The organism is Pectobacterium sp. F1-1, from assembly GCF_025643735.1.
In the GTDB taxonomy this organism is placed as follows: Bacteria; Pseudomonadota; Gammaproteobacteria; order Enterobacterales; family Enterobacteriaceae; genus Pectobacterium; species Pectobacterium colocasium.
Map to the genome: position 1 here is coordinate 1,221,999 of NZ_CP104733.1, position 22,040 is coordinate 1,244,038.

At 50.4% G+C, this 22,040-nt stretch carries 18 protein-coding genes, 1 other RNA gene and 5 pseudogenes; 10 read left to right on the plus strand and 14 right to left on the minus strand.

The features are described from left to right. Positions 1-1,287, plus strand: a complete 1,287-nt coding sequence (amtB, locus tag NAL19_RS05270; RefSeq protein WP_225087233.1) for an ammonium transporter AmtB — start codon at positions 1-3, stop codon at positions 1,285-1,287. Positions 1,288-1,364: 77 nt separating this feature from the next. Here amtB and tesB read toward each other — a convergent pair whose 3' ends face one another. Further along, a complete protein-coding gene (gene tesB, locus NAL19_RS05275) occupies positions 1,365-2,228 on the minus strand; it encodes an acyl-CoA thioesterase II (RefSeq protein WP_263058986.1) in 864 nt (287 codons plus the stop codon). Positions 2,229-2,440: 212 nt separating this feature from the next. Between tesB and NAL19_RS05280 the strand changes: the two genes are divergently transcribed. Beyond that, on the plus strand, positions 2,441-3,022 hold the full coding sequence (locus NAL19_RS05280; protein ID WP_225087235.1) for a YbaY family lipoprotein: 582 nt from the start codon (positions 2,441-2,443) through the stop codon (positions 3,020-3,022). A gap of 20 nt (positions 3,023-3,042) precedes the next feature. Here the strand turns inward: NAL19_RS05280 and NAL19_RS05285 are convergent, their stop codons facing one another. Continuing rightward, complete coding sequence (locus NAL19_RS05285; protein ID WP_015839360.1) at positions 3,043-3,363, minus strand: MGMT family protein; 321 nt, start codon at positions 3,361-3,363, stop codon at positions 3,043-3,045. A gap of 185 nt (positions 3,364-3,548) precedes the next feature. Between NAL19_RS05285 and ffs the strand changes: the two genes are divergently transcribed. Further along, positions 3,549-3,645, plus strand: an RNA gene (ffs, locus tag NAL19_RS05290) — signal recognition particle sRNA small type. A 462-nt stretch (positions 3,646-4,107) separates the two neighbouring features. On the opposite strand, the gene NAL19_RS05295 is transcribed toward ffs, so the two are convergent. The 6 genes from NAL19_RS05295 to NAL19_RS05320 all read right to left on the minus strand — a co-directional run bounded on the left by NAL19_RS05295 (position 4,108) and on the right by NAL19_RS05320 (position 10,323). Next, positions 4,108-4,311, minus strand: coding sequence for an HHA domain-containing protein (locus tag NAL19_RS05295; protein WP_005976087.1), 204 nt, complete (start codon positions 4,309-4,311; stop codon positions 4,108-4,110). A 53-nt stretch (positions 4,312-4,364) separates the two neighbouring features. Beyond that, on the minus strand, positions 4,365-4,733 hold the full coding sequence (gene tomB / locus NAL19_RS05300) for an Hha toxicity modulator TomB (RefSeq protein ID WP_263058990.1): 369 nt from the start codon (positions 4,731-4,733) through the stop codon (positions 4,365-4,367). A gap of 596 nt (positions 4,734-5,329) precedes the next feature. Then, positions 5,330-5,476, minus strand: coding sequence for a type B 50S ribosomal protein L36 (gene ykgO, locus NAL19_RS05305; RefSeq protein WP_263058991.1), 147 nt, complete (start codon positions 5,474-5,476; stop codon positions 5,330-5,332). Between the two features lie 17 nt (positions 5,477-5,493). After that, positions 5,494-5,742: a type B 50S ribosomal protein L31 gene (locus tag NAL19_RS05310; protein ID WP_225087236.1), complete on the minus strand. Its 249-nt coding sequence runs from the start codon at positions 5,740-5,742 to the stop codon at positions 5,494-5,496. A 230-nt stretch (positions 5,743-5,972) separates the two neighbouring features. After that, complete coding sequence (locus NAL19_RS05315; protein ID WP_263058992.1) at positions 5,973-9,101, minus strand: efflux RND transporter permease subunit; 3,129 nt, start codon at positions 9,099-9,101, stop codon at positions 5,973-5,975. Positions 9,102-9,129: 28 nt separating this feature from the next. Continuing rightward, entirely contained in the window at positions 9,130-10,323 is a 1,194-nt protein-coding gene (locus NAL19_RS05320; RefSeq protein WP_225087238.1) for an efflux RND transporter periplasmic adaptor subunit, read from the minus strand. 165 nt (positions 10,324-10,488) lie between these two features. Between NAL19_RS05320 and acrR the strand changes: the two genes are divergently transcribed. Beyond that, positions 10,489-11,130 (plus strand): multidrug efflux transporter transcriptional repressor AcrR, encoded by a 642-nt coding sequence (gene acrR / locus NAL19_RS05325; RefSeq protein WP_225087239.1) that lies wholly within the window; start codon positions 10,489-10,491, stop codon positions 11,128-11,130. A gap of 34 nt (positions 11,131-11,164) precedes the next feature. On the opposite strand, the gene rsmS is transcribed toward acrR, so the two are convergent. Next, positions 11,165-11,344 (minus strand): pleiotropic regulatory protein RsmS, encoded by a 180-nt coding sequence (gene rsmS / locus NAL19_RS05330; protein WP_225087240.1) that lies wholly within the window; start codon positions 11,342-11,344, stop codon positions 11,165-11,167. A 38-nt stretch (positions 11,345-11,382) separates the two neighbouring features. Continuing rightward, positions 11,383-11,919 (minus strand): primosomal replication protein, encoded by a 537-nt coding sequence (gene priC / locus NAL19_RS05335; RefSeq protein WP_263058993.1) that lies wholly within the window; start codon positions 11,917-11,919, stop codon positions 11,383-11,385. 208 nt (positions 11,920-12,127) lie between these two features. Here priC and NAL19_RS05340 point away from each other — a divergent pair, with 208 nt between their 5' ends. From NAL19_RS05340 to htpG, 6 genes and pseudogenes are all read left to right on the plus strand, one after another. Continuing rightward, on the plus strand, positions 12,128-12,523 hold the full coding sequence (locus NAL19_RS05340) for a DUF454 family protein (protein WP_225087242.1): 396 nt from the start codon (positions 12,128-12,130) through the stop codon (positions 12,521-12,523). Between the two features lie 212 nt (positions 12,524-12,735). Next, the gene (gene apt / locus NAL19_RS05345) at positions 12,736-13,290 is read left to right on the plus strand and encodes an adenine phosphoribosyltransferase (protein ID WP_263058994.1); all 555 of its coding nucleotides are present in this window, start codon (positions 12,736-12,738) and stop codon (positions 13,288-13,290) included. A gap of 74 nt (positions 13,291-13,364) precedes the next feature. Continuing rightward, positions 13,365-15,439 (plus strand): annotated as a pseudogene (gene dnaX, locus NAL19_RS05350) (DNA polymerase III subunit gamma/tau). Positions 15,440-15,479: 40 nt separating this feature from the next. Beyond that, the gene (locus NAL19_RS05355) at positions 15,480-15,809 is read left to right on the plus strand and encodes a YbaB/EbfC family nucleoid-associated protein (RefSeq protein WP_132452506.1); all 330 of its coding nucleotides are present in this window, start codon (positions 15,480-15,482) and stop codon (positions 15,807-15,809) included. Continuing rightward, complete coding sequence (gene recR / locus NAL19_RS05360; RefSeq protein ID WP_180742276.1) at positions 15,809-16,414, plus strand: recombination mediator RecR; 606 nt, start codon at positions 15,809-15,811, stop codon at positions 16,412-16,414. Before NAL19_RS05355 ends, recR begins: the two co-directional genes overlap by 1 nt. Positions 16,415-16,594: 180 nt before the next feature. Continuing rightward, on the plus strand, positions 16,595-18,478 hold the full coding sequence (gene htpG / locus NAL19_RS05365) for a molecular chaperone HtpG (RefSeq protein WP_180742515.1): 1,884 nt from the start codon (positions 16,595-16,597) through the stop codon (positions 18,476-18,478). Positions 18,479-18,613: 135 nt separating this feature from the next. Here htpG and NAL19_RS05370 read toward each other — a convergent pair. The 4 pseudogenes from NAL19_RS05370 to NAL19_RS05385 all read right to left on the minus strand — a co-directional run. After that, positions 18,614-18,823, minus strand: a pseudogene (locus tag NAL19_RS05370) (peptide ABC transporter ATP-binding protein); the annotation flags it as partial. Positions 18,824-18,851: 28 nt separating this feature from the next. Further along, a pseudogene (locus tag NAL19_RS05375) lies at positions 18,852-19,097 on the minus strand (ABC transporter permease); the annotation flags it as partial. Continuing rightward, positions 19,087-20,079: pseudogene (locus tag NAL19_RS05380) on the minus strand (ABC transporter permease). The pseudogenes NAL19_RS05380 and NAL19_RS05375, both read right to left, overlap by 11 nt. Next, positions 20,060-21,640, minus strand: a pseudogene (locus NAL19_RS05385) (ABC transporter substrate-binding protein). The pseudogenes NAL19_RS05380 and NAL19_RS05385 overlap by 20 nt, the downstream one beginning before the upstream one ends. Positions 21,641-22,040 lie beyond the last annotated feature (400 nt).

Sequence of the window (22,040 nt, forward strand, 5' to 3'; positions counted from 1 at the left end):
ATGAAAAAATTACTCTCTTCATTAGGTCTCGGTGTGGCGGCATTACTCCCGTCCTGGGCAATGGCTGCAACACCGACGATTGATAAAGCGGATAACGCTTTTATTATGATTTGTACCGCGCTGGTACTTTTTATGACTATACCGGGCATCGCACTGTTTTACGGCGGCCTGATTCGTTCCAAAAACGTTCTGTCCATGATGACGCAGGTGAGCGTAACATTCGCGATGGTTTGTATCCTGTGGGTGGTTTATGGATATAGCCTGGCTTTCAGCGAAGGTAATGCCTTCTTCGGTGGCTTCAGTACGTTTATGCTGAAAGGCATCGGGATTGAATCGATTAGCGGCACCTACTATCAATTTGTACACGTGGCGTATCAGGCTTCCTTTGCCTGCATCACCGTTGCGCTGATTGTTGGGGCGATTGCTGAACGTATCCGTTTCTCTGCTGTACTGATTTTCGTTGCGCTGTGGCTGACGTTCTCCTACCTGCCGATGACGCACATGGTGTGGGGCGGTGGTTATCTGGCATTGGATGGCGCGTTGGACTTCGCGGGTGGTACGGTGGTTCACATTAACGCCGCGGTTGCTGGGTTGGTTGGTGCTTACCTGCTGGGCAAACGCGCTGGTTTTGGCAAAGAAGCCTTCAAACCACATAACCTGCCGATGGTGTTTATCGGTACAGCGATTCTGTATATCGGCTGGTTTGGCTTTAACGCGGGTTCTGCGGGTGCCGCAAACGGTATTGCTGCTCTGGCTTTCCTGAACACGGTTGTCGCTACTGCTGCTGCGATTCTGGCGTGGGTTGGTGGTGAGTGGATGGTGCGCGGTAAGCCTTCTCTGCTGGGTGCATGTTCCGGTTGTATCGCGGGTCTGGTCGCAATCACACCAGCTGCGGGTACGGTGGGCGTCGGTGGTGCATTGATCATTGGTCTGGCTGGCGGTGTCGCAGGTCTGTGGGGCGTAACGGTACTGAAAAGATGGCTGCGCGTGGATGACCCCTGTGATGTATTCGGTGTTCACGGCGTGTGCGGTATCGTTGGCTGTATCCTGACTGGCGTATTCACTTCAGCTTCACTGGGTGGTACTGGTTATGCAGAAGGTGTGACGATGGCGCATCAGGTTTGGGTACAGTTATTTAGCGTAATTGTTGCTCTGGTATGGTCTGGCGTGGTGGCATTCGTGGCCTTCAAAGTGGCGGATATGATTGTCGGCCTGCGTGTACCGGAAGATCAAGAGCGCGAAGGTCTGGACGTCAACAGCCATGGCGAGAGCGCTTACAACCAATAATTGAGCTTGTTCAAATGCAACAAACGGGCGTGGAGGAAACTCCACGCCCGTTTTACGTTATGAGGCTGTCACAATCCTTACGCTTGGCGGCGGCGCATCACCCCTTCCTGTACGCTGGATGCAACCAGCACGCCTTCTCGGGTATAGAACTGCCCACGTACGAAGCCACGAGCACCGGATGCGGATGTACTTTCTACGGTGTAGAGCAGCCAGTCATCCAACCGGAAATCGCGGTGGAACCACATTGAGTGATCAATCGTGGCGACCTGCATACCCGGCTCCAAAAAGCCAACGCCATGAGGTTGTAAAGCCGTGAGTAGGAAGTTGCAGTCAGACGTATAGCCAAGCAGGTATTGGTGAATACGCTTGTCATCCGGCAGTGGGCCGCTGGCCCGGCACCAAACGTGTCGTACTGGTTCATCCACTTCGCCTTTTAAGGGGTTATGGAATTTAACCGGGCGCATCTCAATTGGGCTGGCCTGAATAAATTTATCGCGAAAGCGGGGCGGCAGGAGGTGCTGCATATCCTGCGCGATTTCCTGCTCGGATTTCAGCGCTTCTGGCGGTGGAACCTCAGGCATCACATTCTGGTGCTCAAACCCTTCTTCATGACTTTGAAATGAGGCCGTCATATAAAAGATAGGGCGACCATTCTGGATGGCACTGACGCGTCTGGCGCTGAAACTGTTGCCATCTCGCAGGTTTTCAACGTCATAAATAATCGGTTTCTGGCTGTCGCCGGGCAGCAAAAAGTAGCTGTGGAAAGAGTGAATGTTGCGCTCGACGGGAACGGTTTGTTTGGCGGCTGACATGGCCTGGCCTACGACTTGCCCGCCAAAGACCTGGCGCAGCCCCAAATCATCGCTTTGTCCGCGAAATAGCCCTTCTTCGAGCTTCTCTAAATGCAGGAGGTCGAGAAGGTGTTGTAGTGGTTGACTCATGGTATCGGCCCCAATGGATGAGAATAGCTAAGCATCTGTTTGTTTTATAAGGTGTAAATGTCTATTTGTGGCTTTCTTTCTGCAATAAATATGCGGTTTTTATGAAAATATCAGAATTTTGCACCATCATTATTGTGTTGGGTGAATCATACTCTTTATGAGTGCCGGTTTTTGATACCGGTAGTCCGACAATAATAAAGGAGACTGACCGAATGAAATTATGGCATATCTTAGGCGGTATCACGTTATCGATGACTCTGGCTGCATGTGCACAGAGGAGTGATTATGGCGTTTCTCCTCAAACTGGCGCACCTGTCACCAGTGCTTCTTCACAGCGCCCGGCTGTTGCGATGCCGGCAGTAACCGGCACGGTGAATATTCGTCAGCGTATTGCACTCCCTCACAACGCAGTGTTAACCGTTACGGTGTCTGATGCATCGCTGGCAGATGCGCCTTCAAAAGTCATTACTCAGCGCGTGATGCGCACAGAAGGAAAGCAAGCACCTTTCCAATTCGATCTACCGTACAATCCGGCTGATATTCAGCCCAACGCACGTATTTTACTCAGTGCAGCAATTGCAATCGATAACCGCATCGTGATGGTGACGGAGAACGTCTTGCCGGTTATTAGCAACGGCGTAAATAACGCCGATTTGGTGCTGGTGCCTGTCGCCTCGGTTCCTTTACCGGCTCAGAATCAGGGATCAATGCTATCCAACCCGGCGAATCAGAGCCCTCATATGCTTCAAGGGCAGCCTGCTGCGCCATCTGTGGCACCTCAGACTACCTGGTAACATAGGCTGCATACGCGCCGTTATGGCGCGTATTGCCAGCGGTATTTCGCAAGATCGATCTTTCCCTGACGATTGAAAATAATCCCTTCCGCCTGCAGCGCTGATTTCTGGCGCACATAGTCGCCACCGACTAGTGATATTTCACCTTTACGATTGATTACCCGATGCCAGGGGAGTTTGCTGTCTTTCGGCAGGCGTTTTAATACTCCTCCGACTTGCCTTGATGCTCTGGGTGAATCGGCAAGCTGGGCAATGTCGCCATAGGTCGCTATTTTTCCATAAGGAATCGCCGCGACGATTTGAAAAACGCGCTGGCGGAAATTATCATTTTCTTCTGACATCAGCGGATGTTCCTGCTGTTTCGAAACCGATTGACTGCCATAGTGGCATAGTAGGGTGGGTAAGAAAACAACGGTTAGTTTGCGCTAGCTTGCAATTGCCTATCCTATCACCGATAATGCCCACCGCTTTGTGACACGCTGTCGTTATCATGTGCTAGCGGTTATAAAGTCGTCAATGGAGGCCCTGTCGGTTCTCCCGCAACACTAACCTGTGGATTCGGTCAGGTCCGGAAGGAAGCAGCCGCAGCAGGAGACGTGTGTGCCGGGATGTAGCTGGCAGGGCCTCCACCATTTCTGCCCTTATCTTGCCGTGTTATCGCCAGTTAGGTTTCATCTTCTGTTCATAACCCATGCTTTTGTCATATGCCAATTTTCGGCCATAAGTCCGCTCTCTGGAGCGTATAAGTATGGCTCCGTCACTTTCCGTTTTGCCGATCTTTGTTTCTTCTGAAGGATGCCGTGCATCTTTACCTGGTGAGTAATAATTGCGCCAATTATTACATTCTCTGTTTCCATCACTGGATATACTATTAGTGATGTTATCAATGCGGTTGTTATAAATGATAAACGGTGGGTAAATAAGCGTTGTGGTATGAAGTAAAATTCATTTTTACTTAATATTAAAAATACAATTTGTTACAAGTCTTACTCAATTAATACGTTAAAAAGATAATAAAAACAAAGGCCGATAATATTATCGGCACAGTGTATTTAATGTCAGTTTTTGTATACGTTTCGTTGGAATTAACGGACGTATCGCCATACCGCAGTCGGCACTTTGTCATAGAGTTTGTTCATCGTCAGTTCTGCCAGACGATGATCGGCTGCGGAAAAGAACATCTCCAGTTCATCATTGGAAAGTTCATACTTGTTTTTTTCAATAACGCGTTCGAGGGTGTCAATGGTTGTGCATTTACGCAAACGCATCAAATAGTCGATTTTTTTCATAATGGCCTATGCAAACAGTACCTGGTGGTTAAAAAATATAAATAAATTATTGCTTAAGTTTTAGCAGGCGTACAGACGTTCTCCCCTGAGAACATTCCGAATAATTTTGCTTTGGACTTCTGCCAACGCCGCAGTTCAGCATCATTAATACCATAGTTGCTAAACAAGACGTAAGTATCATCCAAATACTTTTCAACCTGCTCTGAAAGCTCACTTTCGTTAGGGTATTTTATTTTAAATGTGAGAATAAACGTAGCGATATGCTCAATAAGTTCATTTAATTGGATATTGATCGCAGATGTTGGATCATTGACCCAGCCGTGACTGCTATCGCCTAACGTTGCTATGCTTTCGTCACACAGATTCTCACATAAGAATCTGAGTTGGGCAATATCATAATGTTTTGGTGTGTACTCATCCATATCAATCCCTCCGTTAAGCCGTTATTCAGTGTTACTGCGGTTAACACCTGGTAAACAGGTAGACTGATGAAACTTGCAAGATAAAACGTTAACGCTGTTTCGTATTCCTGTTGTGACAAACAGAGCATTGAGCCATTGTGATTTGTTCAGCAATGAATGAGACAACAAAGATGTTTGTACCTCCTACTCTCTACTATGTCGCGAAATAGGGTTGTCGTAAATACCAACCTATCATGACTTAACCTTAAGTATAGCTATACCATGTTGGTTACGCTTACGTCATTCTATATATGACTATAGCAAAAGCGTTCGTAAAATTCGCGGATAATAGGTAAGGTTTTCACCGCTATTTATTTTGATTAATCCTCATATTTTTTGTTGTAACAATGAGCATAGAATAAACTTGGCTGCTGATGATTTAATTATTTCTATCTGAAAATATGAGAAATGGCAGAAGGAATGCGAAGAGACTAGTCAGTGGATAAGGTATGTTGGTGAAGGTTATCTTATTGTTTCAGAAGTTTTTTCATGCGTGCATCCCGTACAGTCTTGTTAACGTCATAACATAGACTGTATCGGGATGGGGTCGAGAAAGATTAACCTTTTTTCCTTTTTTTTCCGCCTTGCACAGCCTTAAAGCGCGGATTGGATTTGCATATAACGTAAACTCGCCCACGACGGCGAACCACAATACAGTCTTTGTGACGATTTTTTGCTGAACGCAGCGAACTAAGCACCTGCATTTAATAACCCTCTCTGATTACTTGAAGAAGTTCCCAAAGCGCTGCTGGAAGCGCGCCGTGCTGCCTTCTTTGGAATATTCTTTTTGCTTCCCGGTGTAATAGGGATGCGATGCCGAAGAAACGTCAATGGCGACGTAAGGGTAGCTGACCCCCTCCAGTTCAATGGTTCGATCGGTTTTAATCGTTGATCCCGTCCTGTAATAGACATCTGCGCTGGTATCATGAAATACCACCGTGCGATAGTCAGGATGAATACCTGCTTTCATACTTACCTCATTTGTTATGTTATAACATATGTATTATGTTGCGCTTTTTTGGCATCAGGATCAACCATTATGTTGGTTTGGGGCTGTTGCATCCCTCTAAGCCACGATAAACACGGATAAAGAGCTAAACAGCGCGGTTTGGCACGAGTTAGTCGACATGAAAAGGGAAGAGGGTTGGGGAAAGAAAAAAGGCCGCGAGGCGGCCTTTTAGAGTAGATATGGGGGCAGTTTTAGTGCGCTGCTGTGTCGTCTACTTTCTTGCCGAAGCGACGGCGGACAACCACAAAGAACACTGGAACGAAGAAGATAGCCAGCACGGTTGCGGTAATCATCCCGCCCATTACGCCAGTACCAACGGCGTTCTGTGCACCGGACCCCGCACCGCTACTGATTACCAGCGGCATTACCCCGAGGATAAAGGCAAGGGATGTCATCAAGATTGGGCGCAAACGCATACGAACGGCATCCAGCGTTGCTTCTATCAGTCCTTTCCCTTCTTTTTCCATCAGATCTTTAGCAAATTCGACGATCAATATGGCGTTCTTCGCGGATAGCCCTATGGTTGTCAACAGGCCCACCTTAAAGTAAACGTCGTTTTCAAGACCTGTCATATTTGCCGCAATCAATGCGCCGATGATCCCCAATGGAACAACCAGCATGACGGAGAACGGTATTGACCAGCTCTCATAAAGCGCTGCCAGACACAGGAACACGACAATCAATGAAATGGCATAGATTGCAGGTGCCTGGTTACCGGATAACCGCTCCTGATAGGACATACCCGTCCATTCGTAACCGATACCTTGTGGTAATTGGGTAACGAAATTTTCCATCAATGCCATGGCTTCGCCGGTACTCTTACCTGGAGCCGCTTCACCTTGTATCTGCATGGATGGCTGGCCATTATAACGTTCCAGACGCGGTGAACCGTATTCCCAGTGGCTCTGCGTGAATGCAGAGAATGGCACCATTTGTCCATTGCTACCGCGGATGTACCAGTTTTTAATGTCATCTGGCAGCATACGGAAAGGTGCATCGGCCTGAACGTAAACTTTCTTCACACGACCTCGATCGGTAAAGTCATTTACATAAGAACCACCCAGCGCAGTTGCCAATGTTGAACTGATATCCGACAGTGATACGCCGAGCGCCTGTGCTTTTTCCTGATCGATATCGAGACGGAACTGCGGGGTATCTTCCATCCCGTTAGGACGAACCTGCACCAGCGTATCAGGGTGTTGTGCAGCCATGCCCAACAGTTGGTTACGCGCTTCCGTCAGTTTTGCATGGCCAAGGTTAGCCTGGTCAATCAACTGGAAGTCAAAACCAGTGGCTGTCCCCAGTTCGATAATCGCAGGAAGGTTGACTGCGAACACCATGGCTTCTTTATACTCACTAAAGGCTGCGTTCGCTCTTGCTGCAATCGCCTGAACTTTATTCTCTGTGCCGCTTCGTTCACTCCAGTCATTCAGGCTGGTGAAAGCCAGTCCGACATTCTGCCCGCGGCCAGAGAACCCGAAACCTGAGATCGTAAATACAGATTTGACGTTATTTTTCTCATTATCGAGATAGTAGTTCGTCATTCGGTCCATGATCTTCTGGGTATTTTCCTGCGTTGCTCCTGAAGGCAATTGAACGATGTTCAGGAGAACGCCCTGGTCTTCATCTGGCAGGAACGACGTTGGCAAACGCAAGAACAGGAATGCCAGCCCGACCACAATCAGCAGATAGATGACCAGATAACGCCCGGTGCTGCGCAGAATATTGGCCACGCTATCGGTGTAATGATGCGTGCTTTTCTCAAACAGTCGGTTGAACCAGCCGAAGAAGCCTTTTTTCTCGCCGTGATCGCCTTTGGCAATCGGTTTCAACAGGGTTGCGCAAAGGGCTGGCGTCAGAACCAACGCGACCAGCACCGACAGCACCATCGCAGAAACGATTGTGATGGAGAACTGGCGGTAGATTGCCCCTGTGGAACCACCGGTAAAGGCCATTGGGACGAAGACCGCGGACAGCACCAGCGCGATACCGACTAACGCGCCCTGGATTTGCTCCATGGAACGTTTGGTGGCTTCTTTAGGCGGCAGACCTTCTTCCGCCATGACACGTTCCACGTTTTCCACCACAACGATGGCGTCATCCACCAGAAGCCCGATGGCGAGCACCATCGCGAACATCGTCAAGGTGTTAATGGAATAACCAAACGCGGAGAGGATTGCAAACGTCCCCAGCAACACGACCGGCACCGCAATGGTTGGGATCAGCGTGGCACGGAAGTTCTGCAAGAACAGGTACATGACCAGGAATACCAGTACGATGGCTTCCACCAGCGTTTTCACTACTTCGTTGATCGAGATCTTAACGAAGGGCGTTGTATCGTACGGGTAAACGACTTTTAGGCCAGCAGGGAAGAATTCTTCGGCCTTGGTCAGTGCATTTTTGACTGCTGTTGCCGTATCTAGGGCGTTCGCACCTGTTGCCAATTTGATACCGATACCGGCAGCAGGTTTACCGTTAAAACGAGCGATAACGTCGTAACCTTCTGCACCCAGCTCAACGCGTGCAACGTCTTTAAGACGAACCTGAGAGCCATCTGCGTTAACTTTCAGCAGTATTTTAGAAAATTCCTCTGCTGAATTCAGACGGGTTTGCGCAATGATGGAAGCATTTAATTGCTGTCCGGGAACCGGTGGGGCGCCGCCCAATTGTCCTGCAGCGATCTGGTTGTTTTGAACCCGAATTGCCGTGGTGACATCGCCAGCCGTTAATTGATAGTTATTAAGCTTGTTCGGATCCAGCCAGATACGCATGGCGTACTGGGAGCCAAATAACTGCGCGTCACCGACACCGGATGTCCGGCTGATAGGGTCTTTAACGTTAGCTGCTACGTAGTCAGCGATATCTTCCTGTGACATTTTGCCGTCTTCACTGATGAAGGCGGCAACCATGAGGAAACTGCTACTGGATTTCTGAACGTTAACCCCTTGCTGCTGTACTTCCTGCGGTAGCAGTGGCATAGCCAGTTGCAGCTTATTCTGCACCTGAACCTGAGCGATGTCCGGATCCGTGCCTGCCTCAAACGTCAGCGTAATCTGAACCGAACCAGAAGAGTCACTGTTTGATGACATATACATCAGGTTATCGATGCCGTTCATATTCTGTTCGATAACCTGCGTAACGGAATCTTGCAGCGTTGATGCATCGGCCCCTGGATAAGTTGCTATTACGTCAATCGCGGGGGGCGCGATCGTTGGATACTGGGCAACCGGTAATTTAACAATTGCCAGCAACCCCGTCAGCATCACCATGATGGCGAGTACCCATGCAAAAATGGGTCGATCTATAAAAAACTTAGCCATGAATTATACCGGCTCCTGTTAGAACGTCTTAAGACTTCGCGGGTTCTGCTGGTGCTTGTTGCGCCTGCTGATTTTCTTGGGCGACTTCTTTAGCCTTCACCTGCGCACCAGGTATGATTTTCTGCAGACCCGTAACAATAACGCGATCGCCCGCTTTCAGGCCTTCGGTAACCAACCATTTGTCACCAATAGCTTTACTGGTTGTAAGCGTACGGGGTTCCACTTTATCGCCTTCCCCAACTACCATAGCGGTAGCCTGACCACGTGGATCGCGGGTGATGCCTTGCTGAGGGACTAATAAGGCTGTTGGGTTAACGCCGGAATCGAGACGGGCGCGTACAAACATACCGGGAAGCAGGTTGTGCTGTGGGTTAGGGAAAATAGCACGCAGCGTGATGGAGCCAGTGGTTTCATCTACCGTGACATCAGAGAATTCCAATGTACCTGCCTCGGTATATTCCGTACCGTTTTCCAACAGCAGGCGGACATTGGCTTTGCCTGCACTTTGTTTCAGCGTACCGTTTTCCAGTTCTCTTTTCAGTTGCAGGAAATCATTGCTGGACTGCGTGACGTCAACATAGATCGGATCAAGCTGCTGCACGGTCGTTAATGCCGTCGCTTGCCCGGTAGCCACTAATGCACCTTCTGTCACCGTGGATTTACCCACGCGCCCTTCGATAGGCGAATTGACTTTGGTGTAAGCCAGATTGATTTGTGCGGTGTCCACTGCTGCTTTGGCCGCTTGAACGGCAGCATCAGCCTGACGAGAAGTGGCGACGGCCTGGTCATAATCCTGCTTGCTGACGTAGTTGGTGCCCAGCAGTGGCTTATAACGGTTAACGGTCAGACGGGCAATTTCCGCCTGAGCCTGAGCCTGAGCGAGTGACCCTTTGGCGCTGTTGTAGTTTGCCTGATAGGTCGCAGGATCGATTTGGTACAGCGATGCGCCCGCTTTAACGTCCGACCCTTCAACGAAGTTGCGTTTGAGGATAATCCCACCAACCTGTGGACGAACCTCAGCAATGCGGTAAGCACTTGTACGGCCCGGCAGCTCGGTCATGACATTCAGTGCTTCCGTTTTTAACGTGACAATACCCACTTCAGGCATCTGCTGCTGTGCGCCGCCTTGCTGATTATTGCCGCCATCACATCCTGCGAGCATTAAGCCGCCAGAAAGCATCAGAACTGCCGCCAGAGGCGTTAGCCCTCTGTTTTTGTTCATAGATAAACCTCAAGTGTCCGATTTGAAATTGACCAATGGATCACAAGCCCAAAAACCCATTGCTGCTATAGTCTTATGTTCGTGCTATGTTACATACATACTTGAATGTATGTAAATCTCACTTTCCTTCAAATACAGCGATATGGCACGAAAAACCAAACTATCATGGCACGAAAAACTAAAAAACAGGCTCAGGAAACCCGACAACAGATACTGGATACTGCGTTAAGAGTGTTCTCTGAGCATGGTGTGTCTGCAACTTCATTGTCTGACATTGCGACTGCTGCCGGCGTGACCCGGGGTGCTATTTATTGGCATTTTAAAAATAAAGCTGAAATATTTGATGAGATCTGGGCGCTGGCAGAATCGAAAATCAGTGAGTTTGAAATAGAGTATCAGACAAAATTCCCTGATAATCCACTCCGTGTGATGCGTGAATTATTGATTTATATGCTGCGTTTAACCGTTAGCGATACGCACTGGCGTTCCATTATGGAGATTGCTTTTCACAAATGTGAGTTTGTCGGTGAAATGTTGCAATCGTATAATGCACGCAAGGAACTCTACCTTTCCTGCTACGTCGATATTGAAGAAAATCTGATTCAGTGCATTCGTATGAGCATGTTGCCGACGGACATTCATCCCCGCCGTGCAGCGATTGCGCTGCGTGCCTACTTTTCCGGTGTGATGGAAAACTGGTTATTTATGCCGGAAAGTTTCGATCTCGATCAGGAAGCCCCAGCGCTGGTGGATGCCTTTATCGATATGCTGCATTTTAGCCCGGCGCTACGCAAACCCGCTGAATAAGCCGTCGCTGGACGGCGCTAACGCCTTTTATCATTCAATGTCCCTTTGATCGCGGGGCTGCGTCGCTTTCTTCTTGTGAGCGCTTTTTCTCAAAATCGTTACGGACAATATCCAGAGCAGCCAGAGCGATACGGGGCTCGATCTGGTTTTCTTCCAGCAACATGATCAAATCGACCGCCAGTTTGATTTCGGGTGGGGCGTTTTCAAGTGACATGAACCAGTTCCTCTTTTTTCCTCGGTCAAGGCGCTGTGCTATAGCCCTTGCTCCCGACGTTCGATCTGGCGCTCCAGTCGAGACAGTGCCTGACGGCAGCGCGATAGTCGTCCTTCCAGCGCCGCCAGCTCTTTTTGTAACCGCTGTTGCTCGCTGAAAAGCGTCTGCGTGACGAGCAGGCTTTCTCTATCCTGAATCATGGAGAGCAAACGGCGTTCATAATCCTGATGTTCTGCCAGCTTGTGATACACATCTTCCGCCGGCGGGGTCGCATACTGCTCCTGCCTGCGTAATGACTGCGTTGCCAGTTCACGCTGGAGTGCGGCTATCTGGCTGACCAGCTTTTCTGCCAGAAATGCCACACGTTCGGTGCGTTGCTCTGCGACCAACTGTTTTATTGCCTGCAAATTTTGTTCAACTTCGGCGCGATAATCCCGTAGTCGGGTGCCATAGCTGCTAAAAAGTTGGCGATCAAAGCGCGATTGCGGCACGGCCTTATCCGCCAGCGGTTCGAGTTCTTTCGCCAGCGTAGTAATTTGTTGTTCAAGCGCCTGCAGCAATCGGTGCGTGTTCACGGTTTCCCTTACGGTAAGGCTGATGATTCAGCGCGTCGGTGCGTGGTGTATTGATAATTGTTAGCCTGCATCGCCTTAATACACCGTATGAGGATATCTTAACTAATTCATCAGACAAGGTGGTGATAAAGTGTGATAGACACTGTCGCAGACAAAGCATACTGCGTAGACAAAACATATTGGTAGTGAACAACGTATAAAGGTGAATATGTATCGCGCGTTGCTGATTATATTAGGGTGGGTTTCCGTTGTGCTGGCAACGTTGGGTGTTGTGTTGCCTTTATTGCCGACCACACCTTTCTTGTTACTGGCTGCCTGGTGTTTTGCCCGTTCGTCCCCGCGTTTCCACGACTGGCTACTGTACCGTTCGTGGTTTGGCAGCTATTTGCGCCATTGGCAGCAGCATCGGGCACTGCCGCCGGGAGCAAAATGGAAGGCGGTTACCATGATTCTGTTAACGTTCGCGCTTTCGCTTTGGCTGGTCAAGCTGGTTTGGGTCAGGATTTTGCTATTGGTCATTTTGGCTATTTTGTTGACCTTTATGCTTCGTTTGCCCGTGATTGATCCAGAACAAGAAACACAGGGCGCGAATCCGAAAAGATAGCGTGGGCGGCGACCTCTGTGATGGAAATATAAAAAATACGCACCCAGAGTGCGGATAGTTGCATTTGTCCGTCACTTTGACTAGATTTGAGCGTTTTCGTGCGCGGGTCGCCATTTCCTCTTTGTCATAATGCCTCTTCATCACAGTGATGATGGAAGCCTTGTGGTGACCGGCATTTGTATGTTCAGAACGTTTTATCAGGCACAACTATTATGACCGTAACAGTGCAGCAGCAGGCAGAATTAATTAAAAACAGTATCAAAAGCATCCCCGACTACCCGAAGCCGGGCATACTGTTCCGTGATGTCACCAGCCTGCTGGAAGATCCTGTGGCCTACGCAGCCAGTATTGAAATGGTGGCGAACCGTTACCGCAATAGCGGTGTGACGAAGGTTGTCGGCACGGAAGCGCGTGGTTTTCTGTTTGGCGCCCCGGTTGCTTTGGCGCTGGGTGTGGGTTTTGTTCCCGTGCGTAAACCGGGCAAGCTGCCACGTCCGACCATCAGCGAAAGTTATGAACTGGAGTACGGCTCAGATACGCTGGAAATTCATGCCGATGCGATCTCTGCTGGCGATAATGTGCTGGTGATTGACGATCTGCTGGCAACGGGCGGTACGCTCGAAGCGACGGTGAAACTGATTCGTCGTCTGGGCGGCACGGTCAACGATGCTGCATTTATCATTAATTTGTTCGATCTGGGGGGCGAGCAACGCCTGACCGAGATGGGCGTCACCTGCTATAGCCTGGTTGACTTCCCCGGACATTAATCATAACAGTCTCGCCGATAGCGGCGTGGCTGTGTTAGCATGATTGCCTCAATAACTCGACTGTTGCGGTATTGATGAGCTATCAGGTTCTTGCCCGTAAGTGGCGTCCCAAACCTTTACCCAAGTTGTCGGTCAGGAACATGTCCTGACCGCGTTGGCTAACGGCCTTTCCCTAGGCAGAATCCATCACGCTTATTTGTTTTCTGGCACCCGTGGCGTCGGGAAGACGTCGATTGCCCGTTTGCTGGCGAAAGGGCTGAATTGCGAACAGGGCGTGACGGCAACGCCGTGTGGTCAATGTGATAACTGCCGCGAAATCGAACAGGGCCGTTTTGTCGATTTGATCGAAATTGATGCTGCGTCTCGTACTAAAGTAGAAGATACGCGCGATCTGCTGGATAACGTGCAATATGCCCCCGCACGTGGGCGGTTCAAGGTGTACTTGATTGACGAAGTACACATGCTATCGCGTCACAGTTTTAATGCGCTGTTGAAAACGCTGGAAGAACCCCCTCCGCACGTTAAGTTCTTGCTGGCGACCACCGATCCGCAGAAATTGCCTGTGACCATTCTGTCACGCTGCCTACAATTTCACCTCAAAGCGCTGGATGTCGAACAGATTCGCGCACATCTGGAACAGGTATTACAGGCAGAGAATCTCATCAGCGAACCTCGTGCGTTACAGCTTCTGGCGCGTGCCGCCGATGGGAGCTTGCGCGATGCGTTGAGCCTGACCGATCAGGCTATTGCTATGGGGCAGGGGCAGGTCACGACCGCTTCCGTCAGCCAAATGCTGGGCACGCTGGACGATGAGCAACCGCTGGCACTTATTGAGGCGTTGGCGAAAGGCGATGGTGCACAGGTCATGTCGCTGTTAGATCAGGTCGCGGCTCGGGGTGTGGACTGGGAATCGCTGCTGGTAGAAACCCAGACGTTATTACACCGCATTGCGATGGTTCAGTTGCTGCCTGCGGCATTGGGTGATGATTACGCTGCCGTTGAAGCCCGCATGCGGGATTTGGCGCGTGCGCTGCCGCCTGCGGACGTGCAGTTGTATTACCAGACGATGTTAATTGGCCGCAAAGAGCTGCCTTTTGCGCCAGATCGTCGCATGGGCGTTGAAATGACGTTACTGAGAGCGCTGGCGTTTCACCCTAGTCAGATTATCGCCGAACCTGTCGCGCCAGTGAGTGCTGCGCCTGCTCAGGCTGCGCGAGCTCCTGTGACTCAACCCGCCGTGCCGCCGCAGCTTGTTGCCGCCGCATCGGCGAGGGTTCGTACGCCAGCGCCGCAGAACAATGAACCTCTGGCTGACGTACAGGCACCCACTTATTCTCCCGAACCACCGATGGATGCATCCGCGTATGCGCCACCGTTAGGGGAACCTTCTGCTTCATCGGCTTCTCAGCAGCCGGATGATGAGAGTGAACTGCCTGATGCGACTTCCCAACTGTTACAGGCGCGCAGTCAACTGCTGCGAAAACAGGGGAGTACGCCACCAAAAAAGGCTGAACCGGCAGCGTCTGACAATACGCGGCCGGCAACCTCAGCGCTGGAGCGGTTAGCTTCGGTGACTGAGCGCAGCATTCAACGGCAAAACGCGAAAACCTCGCCTTCCGAACCTAAAAAACCGGAAGCCTATCGTTGGCGGGCGCAAAACAAAGTCGATGAAGAAAAGGTCGACGTGGCGACGCCAAAAGCGCTGCGTTCGGCATTAGAGCACGAAAAGACGCCGGAGCTGGCAGCTCGGCTGGCGGAAGAGTCACTGGAGCGGGATGCCTGGGCGGCGGAAATCCATCGCCTGACGCTGCCAAAGCTGGTACAACAGCTGGCGCTCAATGCGTTTAAAGAGAGTGAAGAGGCCGGTAAGGTTCATCTGCACTTGCGTTCATCCCAGCGGCACCTGAATTCGCCGGCGGCCCAAAAGACGCTGGCCGACGCATTGACGGCCCACTACGGGCACCCTGTAGAATTACTGATTACGGAAGACGACAACCCAGCGGTGCGGACGCCGCTGGAGTGGCGTCAGGCTATATACGAAGAGAAACTGACGCAGGCGCGTCAGTCTATTCTGGCCGATACAACGATTCAAACGCTGCGGCGTTTCTTTGATGCGGAACTGGACGAAGAAAGTATCCGCCCTGTTTAACCGCTGCGAGTGCGCAGCCCGACGTGATAGAGAGAAAACTATGTTTGGTAAAGGTGGAATTGGTAACCTGATGAAGCAAGCCCAGCAGATGCAGGAAAAAATGCAGCAGATGCAGGAAGAAATTGCGAATCTGGAAGTCACGGGCGAATCGGGCGCGGGTCTGGTGAAAATTACGATCAACGGTGCGCATAACTGCCGCCGCGTAGAAATCGATCCCAGCCTGATGGAAGATGACAAAGAAATGCTGGAAGATCTGATTGCTGCGGCATTCAATGATGCTGCCCGCCGCATCGCGGAAACGCAGAAAGAGAAAATGGCGTCTGTTTCCAGCGGTATGCAACTGCCGCCGGGCTTCAAGATGCCGTTCTGATGCAGACCAGTCCGCTTCTTGAATCATTGATGGAAGCGCTGCGCTGCCTGCCGGGCGTTGGACCCAAATCGGCACAGCGCATGGCGTTTCAACTGCTGCAACGTAACCGCAGCGGCGGTATGCGCCTGGCGCAGGCGTTGACGCGGGCGATGTCCGAAATCGGCCACTGTAGCGATTGTCGGACATTCACCGAGCAGGATGTGTGTGCGATTTGCTCGAATTCGCGTCGCCAGCAAAACGGCCAGATTTGCGTGGTGGAAAGCCCGGCTGATATTCAGGCTATCGAACAGACAGGGCAGTTTGCCGGCCGTTACTTTGTACTGATGGGACACTTGTCGCCGCTTGATGGCATTGGCCCGGACGATATCGGTTTGGGGCGGTTGGAAGAGCGCTTGCAGGTGGAGTCGATCAGCGAAGTGATTCTGGCAACCAACCCGACGGTTGAAGGCGACGCGACGGCGAACTATATCGCTGAACTGTGCGCACAACACGGTGTGATGGCCAGCCGTATTGCTCACGGTGTTCCCGTTGGCGGCGAGCTGGAAATGGTCGACGGCACCACGCTGTCCCATTCACTCGCGGGGCGCCAGCCTTTCCGGTTTTAATCTGTCGGCTGCCAGCGCCATTATCTGGCAGCCGCAGTTTTGCTTTTCATTCTTATCGCACCGTTTTCTTTTTTCACTGAAATTTACCCCTTGAAATCAACCTGGTTTATCCCCATTTGCTACTTATCGTCAGTTTAATCAGCCTGAATAATATTAGGATTGAGGTAAGCAACAATGAGTATGAAAGGCCAAGAAACTCGCGGGTTCCAGTCCGAAGTTAAGCAACTCCTGCATTTGATGATCCATTCGCTTTATTCCAACAAAGAAATTTTTCTGCGTGAATTGATTTCCAATGCCTCCGATGCGGCAGACAAATTACGTTTCCGTGCGCTGTCTGCACCGGAACTGTATGCGGGCGATGGCGACCTGCGCGTGCGGGTGTCTACGGATAAAGAAAAACGTACGCTGACGATTTCTGACAACGGTATCGGCATGAGCCGTGACGAAGTCATTGATAATCTCGGTACGATTGCGAAATCCGGCACCAAGGCTTTTCTTGAATCGATGGGTTCCGATCAGGTTAAAGATAGTCAACTGATTGGCCAGTTCGGTGTGGGCTTCTACTCTGCCTTCATCGTGGCAGATAAGGTGACCGTGCGTACGCGTGCTGCGGGCGCGAATGCCGATCAGGGCGTGTACTGGGAATCTGCCGGGGAAGGCGATTACACCATTGCTGACATCACCAAAGACGACCGTGGAACGGAAATCACTCTGCATCTGCGTGAAGGCGAAGACGAATTTCTGGATGACTGGCGTGTGCGTTCCGTCATCAGCAAATATTCTGACCATATCGCGCTGCCGGTAGAAATTGAATCCCGGACGGAAAGCGAAGAAGAAGGCGGTGAGTCCACCGTTAGCTGGGAAAAAATTAACAAGGCGCAGGCTCTGTGGACGCGCAGTAAATCTGAAGTCAGCGATGATGAATACAACGAATTTTATAAGCACATCTCCCATGATTTTACCGATCCGCTGAGCTGGAGCCACAACCGTGTGGAAGGTAAGCAGGAATACACTAGCCTGCTTTACATCCCTGCCCGTGCACCGTGGGATATGTGGAACCGCGATCATAAACACGGCCTGAAATTGTATGTTCAGCGCGTCTTTATTATGGATGACGCCGAACAGTTCATGCCGAACTACCTGCGTTTTGTTCGCGGCCTGATTGATTCTAACGATCTGCCATTGAACGTTTCCCGTGAGATTTTACAAGACAGTCGCGTGACGCAAAACCTGCGTAATGCGCTGACCAAACGCGTGTTGCAAATGCTGGATAAACTGGCGAAAGACGACGCGGAAAAATACCAGACGTTCTGGCAGCAGTTCGGTCTGGTACTGAAGGAAGGCCCGGCAGAAGACGGCAGCAACCGTGAAGCGATTGCGAAATTGCTGCGTTTTGCGACCACGCAATCTGACAGCTCCGCGCAGACGGTGTCGCTGGAAGATTACGTTAGTCGGATGGTGGAAGGTCAGGACAAGATCTACTACATCACGGCAGACAGCTATGCGGCGGCGAAGAGCAGCCCACATCTGGAGCTGTTCCGTAAGAAAGGTATCGAGGTTCTGCTGTTGTCCGATCGTATTGACGAATGGATGATGAGCTACCTGACTGAGTTCGACGGTAAATCCTTCCAGTCAGTCAGCAAGGCCGATGAGGCGCTGGATAAACTGGCTGACGAAGAAAACGAGGAACAGAAAGAAGCGCAAAAAGCGCTGGAGCCGTTTGTTGAGCGTGTAAAAACCCTGCTGGGCGAGCGCGTTAAAGACGTGCGTTTCACTTACCGTTTGACCGATACGCCAGCGATTGTCGTGACGGATGCGGATGAGATGAGCACGCAGATGGCGAAACTGTTCGCCGCAGCCGGCCAGCAAGCACCAGAAGTGAAGTACATTTTTGAACTGAATCCGGATCACGCGTTAATTAAACGCGCGGCCGATGTTTCTGATGAAGCGGAGTTTGGCGAATGGGTCGAACTGCTGCTGGATCAGGCTCTGCTGGCTGAGCGTGGTACGCTGGACGATCCGAACCTGTTCATTCGTCGTATGAATCAGCTGCTAAGTGCCTGATAGTCATCCTCTCCAGACCCCGGTGTTAACCGGGGTCTTTCCGTTCTACGCATTTTCTTCCTGATGTCTTCCCTTTTCCGTCGCTGAACGCGAGCAACTCTGCCTGCCGTCTTTACGCTCGTTCTTGGTTTAACATCATTTCTGAGTCATTGGCAGTTCTTTAGCGCAAACTTGTTTTAGCAACGCATATTGGTGGCTAATGACCAGCATTCCCAGTGGGCGGCTTGGGCATATTTCGAGAAGATGCGCCCAGATATTACGTTGGATCGAAGGATCGAGTTGCGCCGTTATTTCATCTGCAATTAAAAAACGGGTACGCGGATTGAGGGCACGAAGCATAGCAATCGCTCAACTCTCCCGATTTATACAAAACGCTGTATAATGCTGCACCAATACCAATTTGCAAGCTGGTCAACGCTCCCTGAAAGCAGCGTGTCCACAAATCGCGCCCCAGATTATCCGTCCCGAACCAATACAGCGAGTCAGGTGGCAGATGTCGGGCCAGAAGATTAACCGCTAAAGGCGTATCCAGACTCGTGAAGCCATAAATCGCAATGAATAATAAGCCTAACGAAGAGATCAAGAGGCGAATGAAAGCGGGGGCTGGGTTATAGAGCATGTGGACGCTCCAATGCACGATTTAACACTTTCACCAGCCAGGCTGACAGAGAGTTGCCAATAAACACCAATAAGGTGCTAAACAAGACTATTCCCATGAGTAAGGGCAGATCACCACGCAAGCCCGCATCTATGGTTGCCTGACCTAGGCCTGGATAGGCAAATACTTTTTCTGCCAGAAAAGCGCCGCCCAACAACCCTCCAAGCGAGGCAAACTGAAGACAGAGCGCGGGTGTAATTGCATGCCGAAGGATCTGATGGCGCAACAGTGACCATCCTTTATCGCCTTGAGAACGTGCAAAACGAATAAACTCGCTGTCCATAATAGTGGCAATTTTTTCACGCGTGTGGAGAGTGATTTGCCCTAATCCCAGTAAACTTAGTGCGCACACGGGAAGAGCCAGATGGCGCAACCGTTCTGAAAAGGTTGCTATATCAGCATTATTACCGGGTTCCCATGCACAACAAACGGGGGCAATCGGCCATTGCACGGCGAATAATGACAGCAGCAACATGCCAATCCAGAAGGTAGGGGGGAGGAAAGCAGATAGCTAAGCCGACAAATCATCTTGTCTGGCCAGCGATTGAGATAGCGCCCAGCTAAAAAGCCGAGAGCAATACCCAGCACTCCCGATATGAGCCAGGCCCCAGCAAGAAGAGCAAATGATGTTGCGAACCGCTCGCGAATAACACTGGCGACAGGGGCATTAAAGAGCATTGAATAGCCAAGATCGCCTTGTATGAGTTGTAAAAACCAACGACAAAAACGTTCCCAAAGTGGCTGGTCGAGTCCCCAGCGTGCAGCAATGCGCGCATATTGTTCGGGGGGGGACATGCAGCAGGTCATTACCAATATAGGCGCGTATAGGATCAATAGGCGAAAAACTGAGCAGAATGAAGGTGCTGGCAGCAACCAGCACCAACAGTATCATCAGCCTGAACATATGACTGAAACACATTTCATTAATGGCAGGTCCAGTCATCCAGATTATTCAGAAGTGACCAACTGCCGTGAATCTCAGCGGCCCCTTTACCTAGGTCAATACACGGGTTAGCAAGGTAGGTGTGTTGAATATTAATTAACCACGCCCAGGCGGCGTCACCCTGAACGCCCGCTCCCTGTTTTCCATCCCATTCAACTTGTCGCCAGAATGGCAGTGCTTTTTGCCAGTCAGGCGCATCAATGGCCTGTTTAAGATGTTGTTCAACAAGCGGATTACTGTAATAACCCGGATTATAGTATTCCAAACCGGCAGTCTGAGCACTGTAATGATGGAAGAGTTACATTGGGTCCAGACTTCCCCAACCGAACAACGTAGGGTTGGCGTGCATATGCCGCTCTACGGTTTCCCAACTGCCCGATTGCAGAGAGATAGCGATACCTACGGGGTGCAGCATCGCCCGAACGGCTTCTGCCAGATCTTTTCTGGTGCTGTCACCACTTGCATACCATAAGGTCAAGCGCGCCTCTTTGCCCTCTTTGGTACGAATCCCATCTTTACCGACTTGCCAGCCCGCATCATCAAGGATTTTGCGTGATTTTTCTACATCGCCATCTTTGAAAACGACGTCAGGACTCTGCCAGGGGAGTCCCTGAACAGCACTGTATGCTGGTATGGCATGACCTTCCATGACCAGTTCTGCCAATTGTTTGCGATTAATGGCGTAGTTAATGGCTCGCCTGATCGCCACATCTGCCGTTACATCGTTCCCAACAGGGAAGCCATTGGCATCGTTTTTACCTGCGGGAACCATTGGGAAAACAATGCCTCTATTCTCAACACTGTCGCGAACCCAGAGTTTAAGATTATCTTGTTGGGGTACGACTGCCATTGACGGAGCAATACGTACCAGCCCCAACTGACCACTTCTTGCGGCGGAGTAAGCATTATCTTCATCAAGGAATACAAAGATGAGCCGGCTAAAATCATTCTTTTTACCGGCATACCAAGGGTTAGCTTCAACAATCAACTGTTGTCCTGGTTGAAAACTGACAAGACGGTAAGGCCCTGCGCCAATAGGCTTGTGGGCGAACGTTTTCTCATCATAAAGTTTCTCGGGAACAATACCTAAAGAGCCAAGCACATTAATGAATGTGCTTTGGGGATGACTCAACGTGATTTCAATTTGACGTACACCAACCTGACGTGCATGGCTAAAGTTGCCCATGTCGATTTTTCCGCCGCTTTTTGCTGCTTTGTTATAAGTAAAAACAACATCTTTGGCAGTCAACGGTGAACCATCAGAGAACTTGAGATCGGGTTTTAATGTCAGTGTCCAGATTCTACCCTCTGCGCTAGTTTCAACTTTTTCGGTGAGTAGGTTTCCCCAACTCATATCGACATTTTGTTTTAACAACGGCGCATGCAGAAGAAGATAACTACCATGGCTCCAGCCAAGCATTGGGTCAAAACCTTCGGAAGGTTCTGGCCCGATTGCCATTTTTAATGTCTGGCCTTCAGCAATGTGTTGTTCTGCGAAAAGTGGGGTGGCTAAAGTGAAGGATAAGGCACACATAAGCAGTGCCAGTTTGCCTATATTCATGAATCGTGTCCCAGACTGCTTTACTTGTATTACTCCTCACGAAGCCGTACGCAGGAGTTCCTAGAGTAGGGATTATGGTGGGCAAATCTGAGGGAGAATATGATACAGGACAGAAAAGTATGATGATTAAAAAAAACATCTGACGGTCAGCGAGCAGCGTGGCAATGGCCTGCTGGACTCACATTATGTCGCGGTCAGCCAAATCCAGGCTGAGCTGCTACAATGAATGCGTTATGCAGATTGCACTGCCCTGCATTTTCACTTTTTGGTGCCGTTGTTGTCATGATATTTGTCGTTACAGCAGTAAGGAATGCCGACAGTTGGGTGCAATGGACATGACGGCTTTGCAGCAATCGGGCTATTTCTGCTTTACGTTGACACTTTTTTCGTCTGCCTGCGC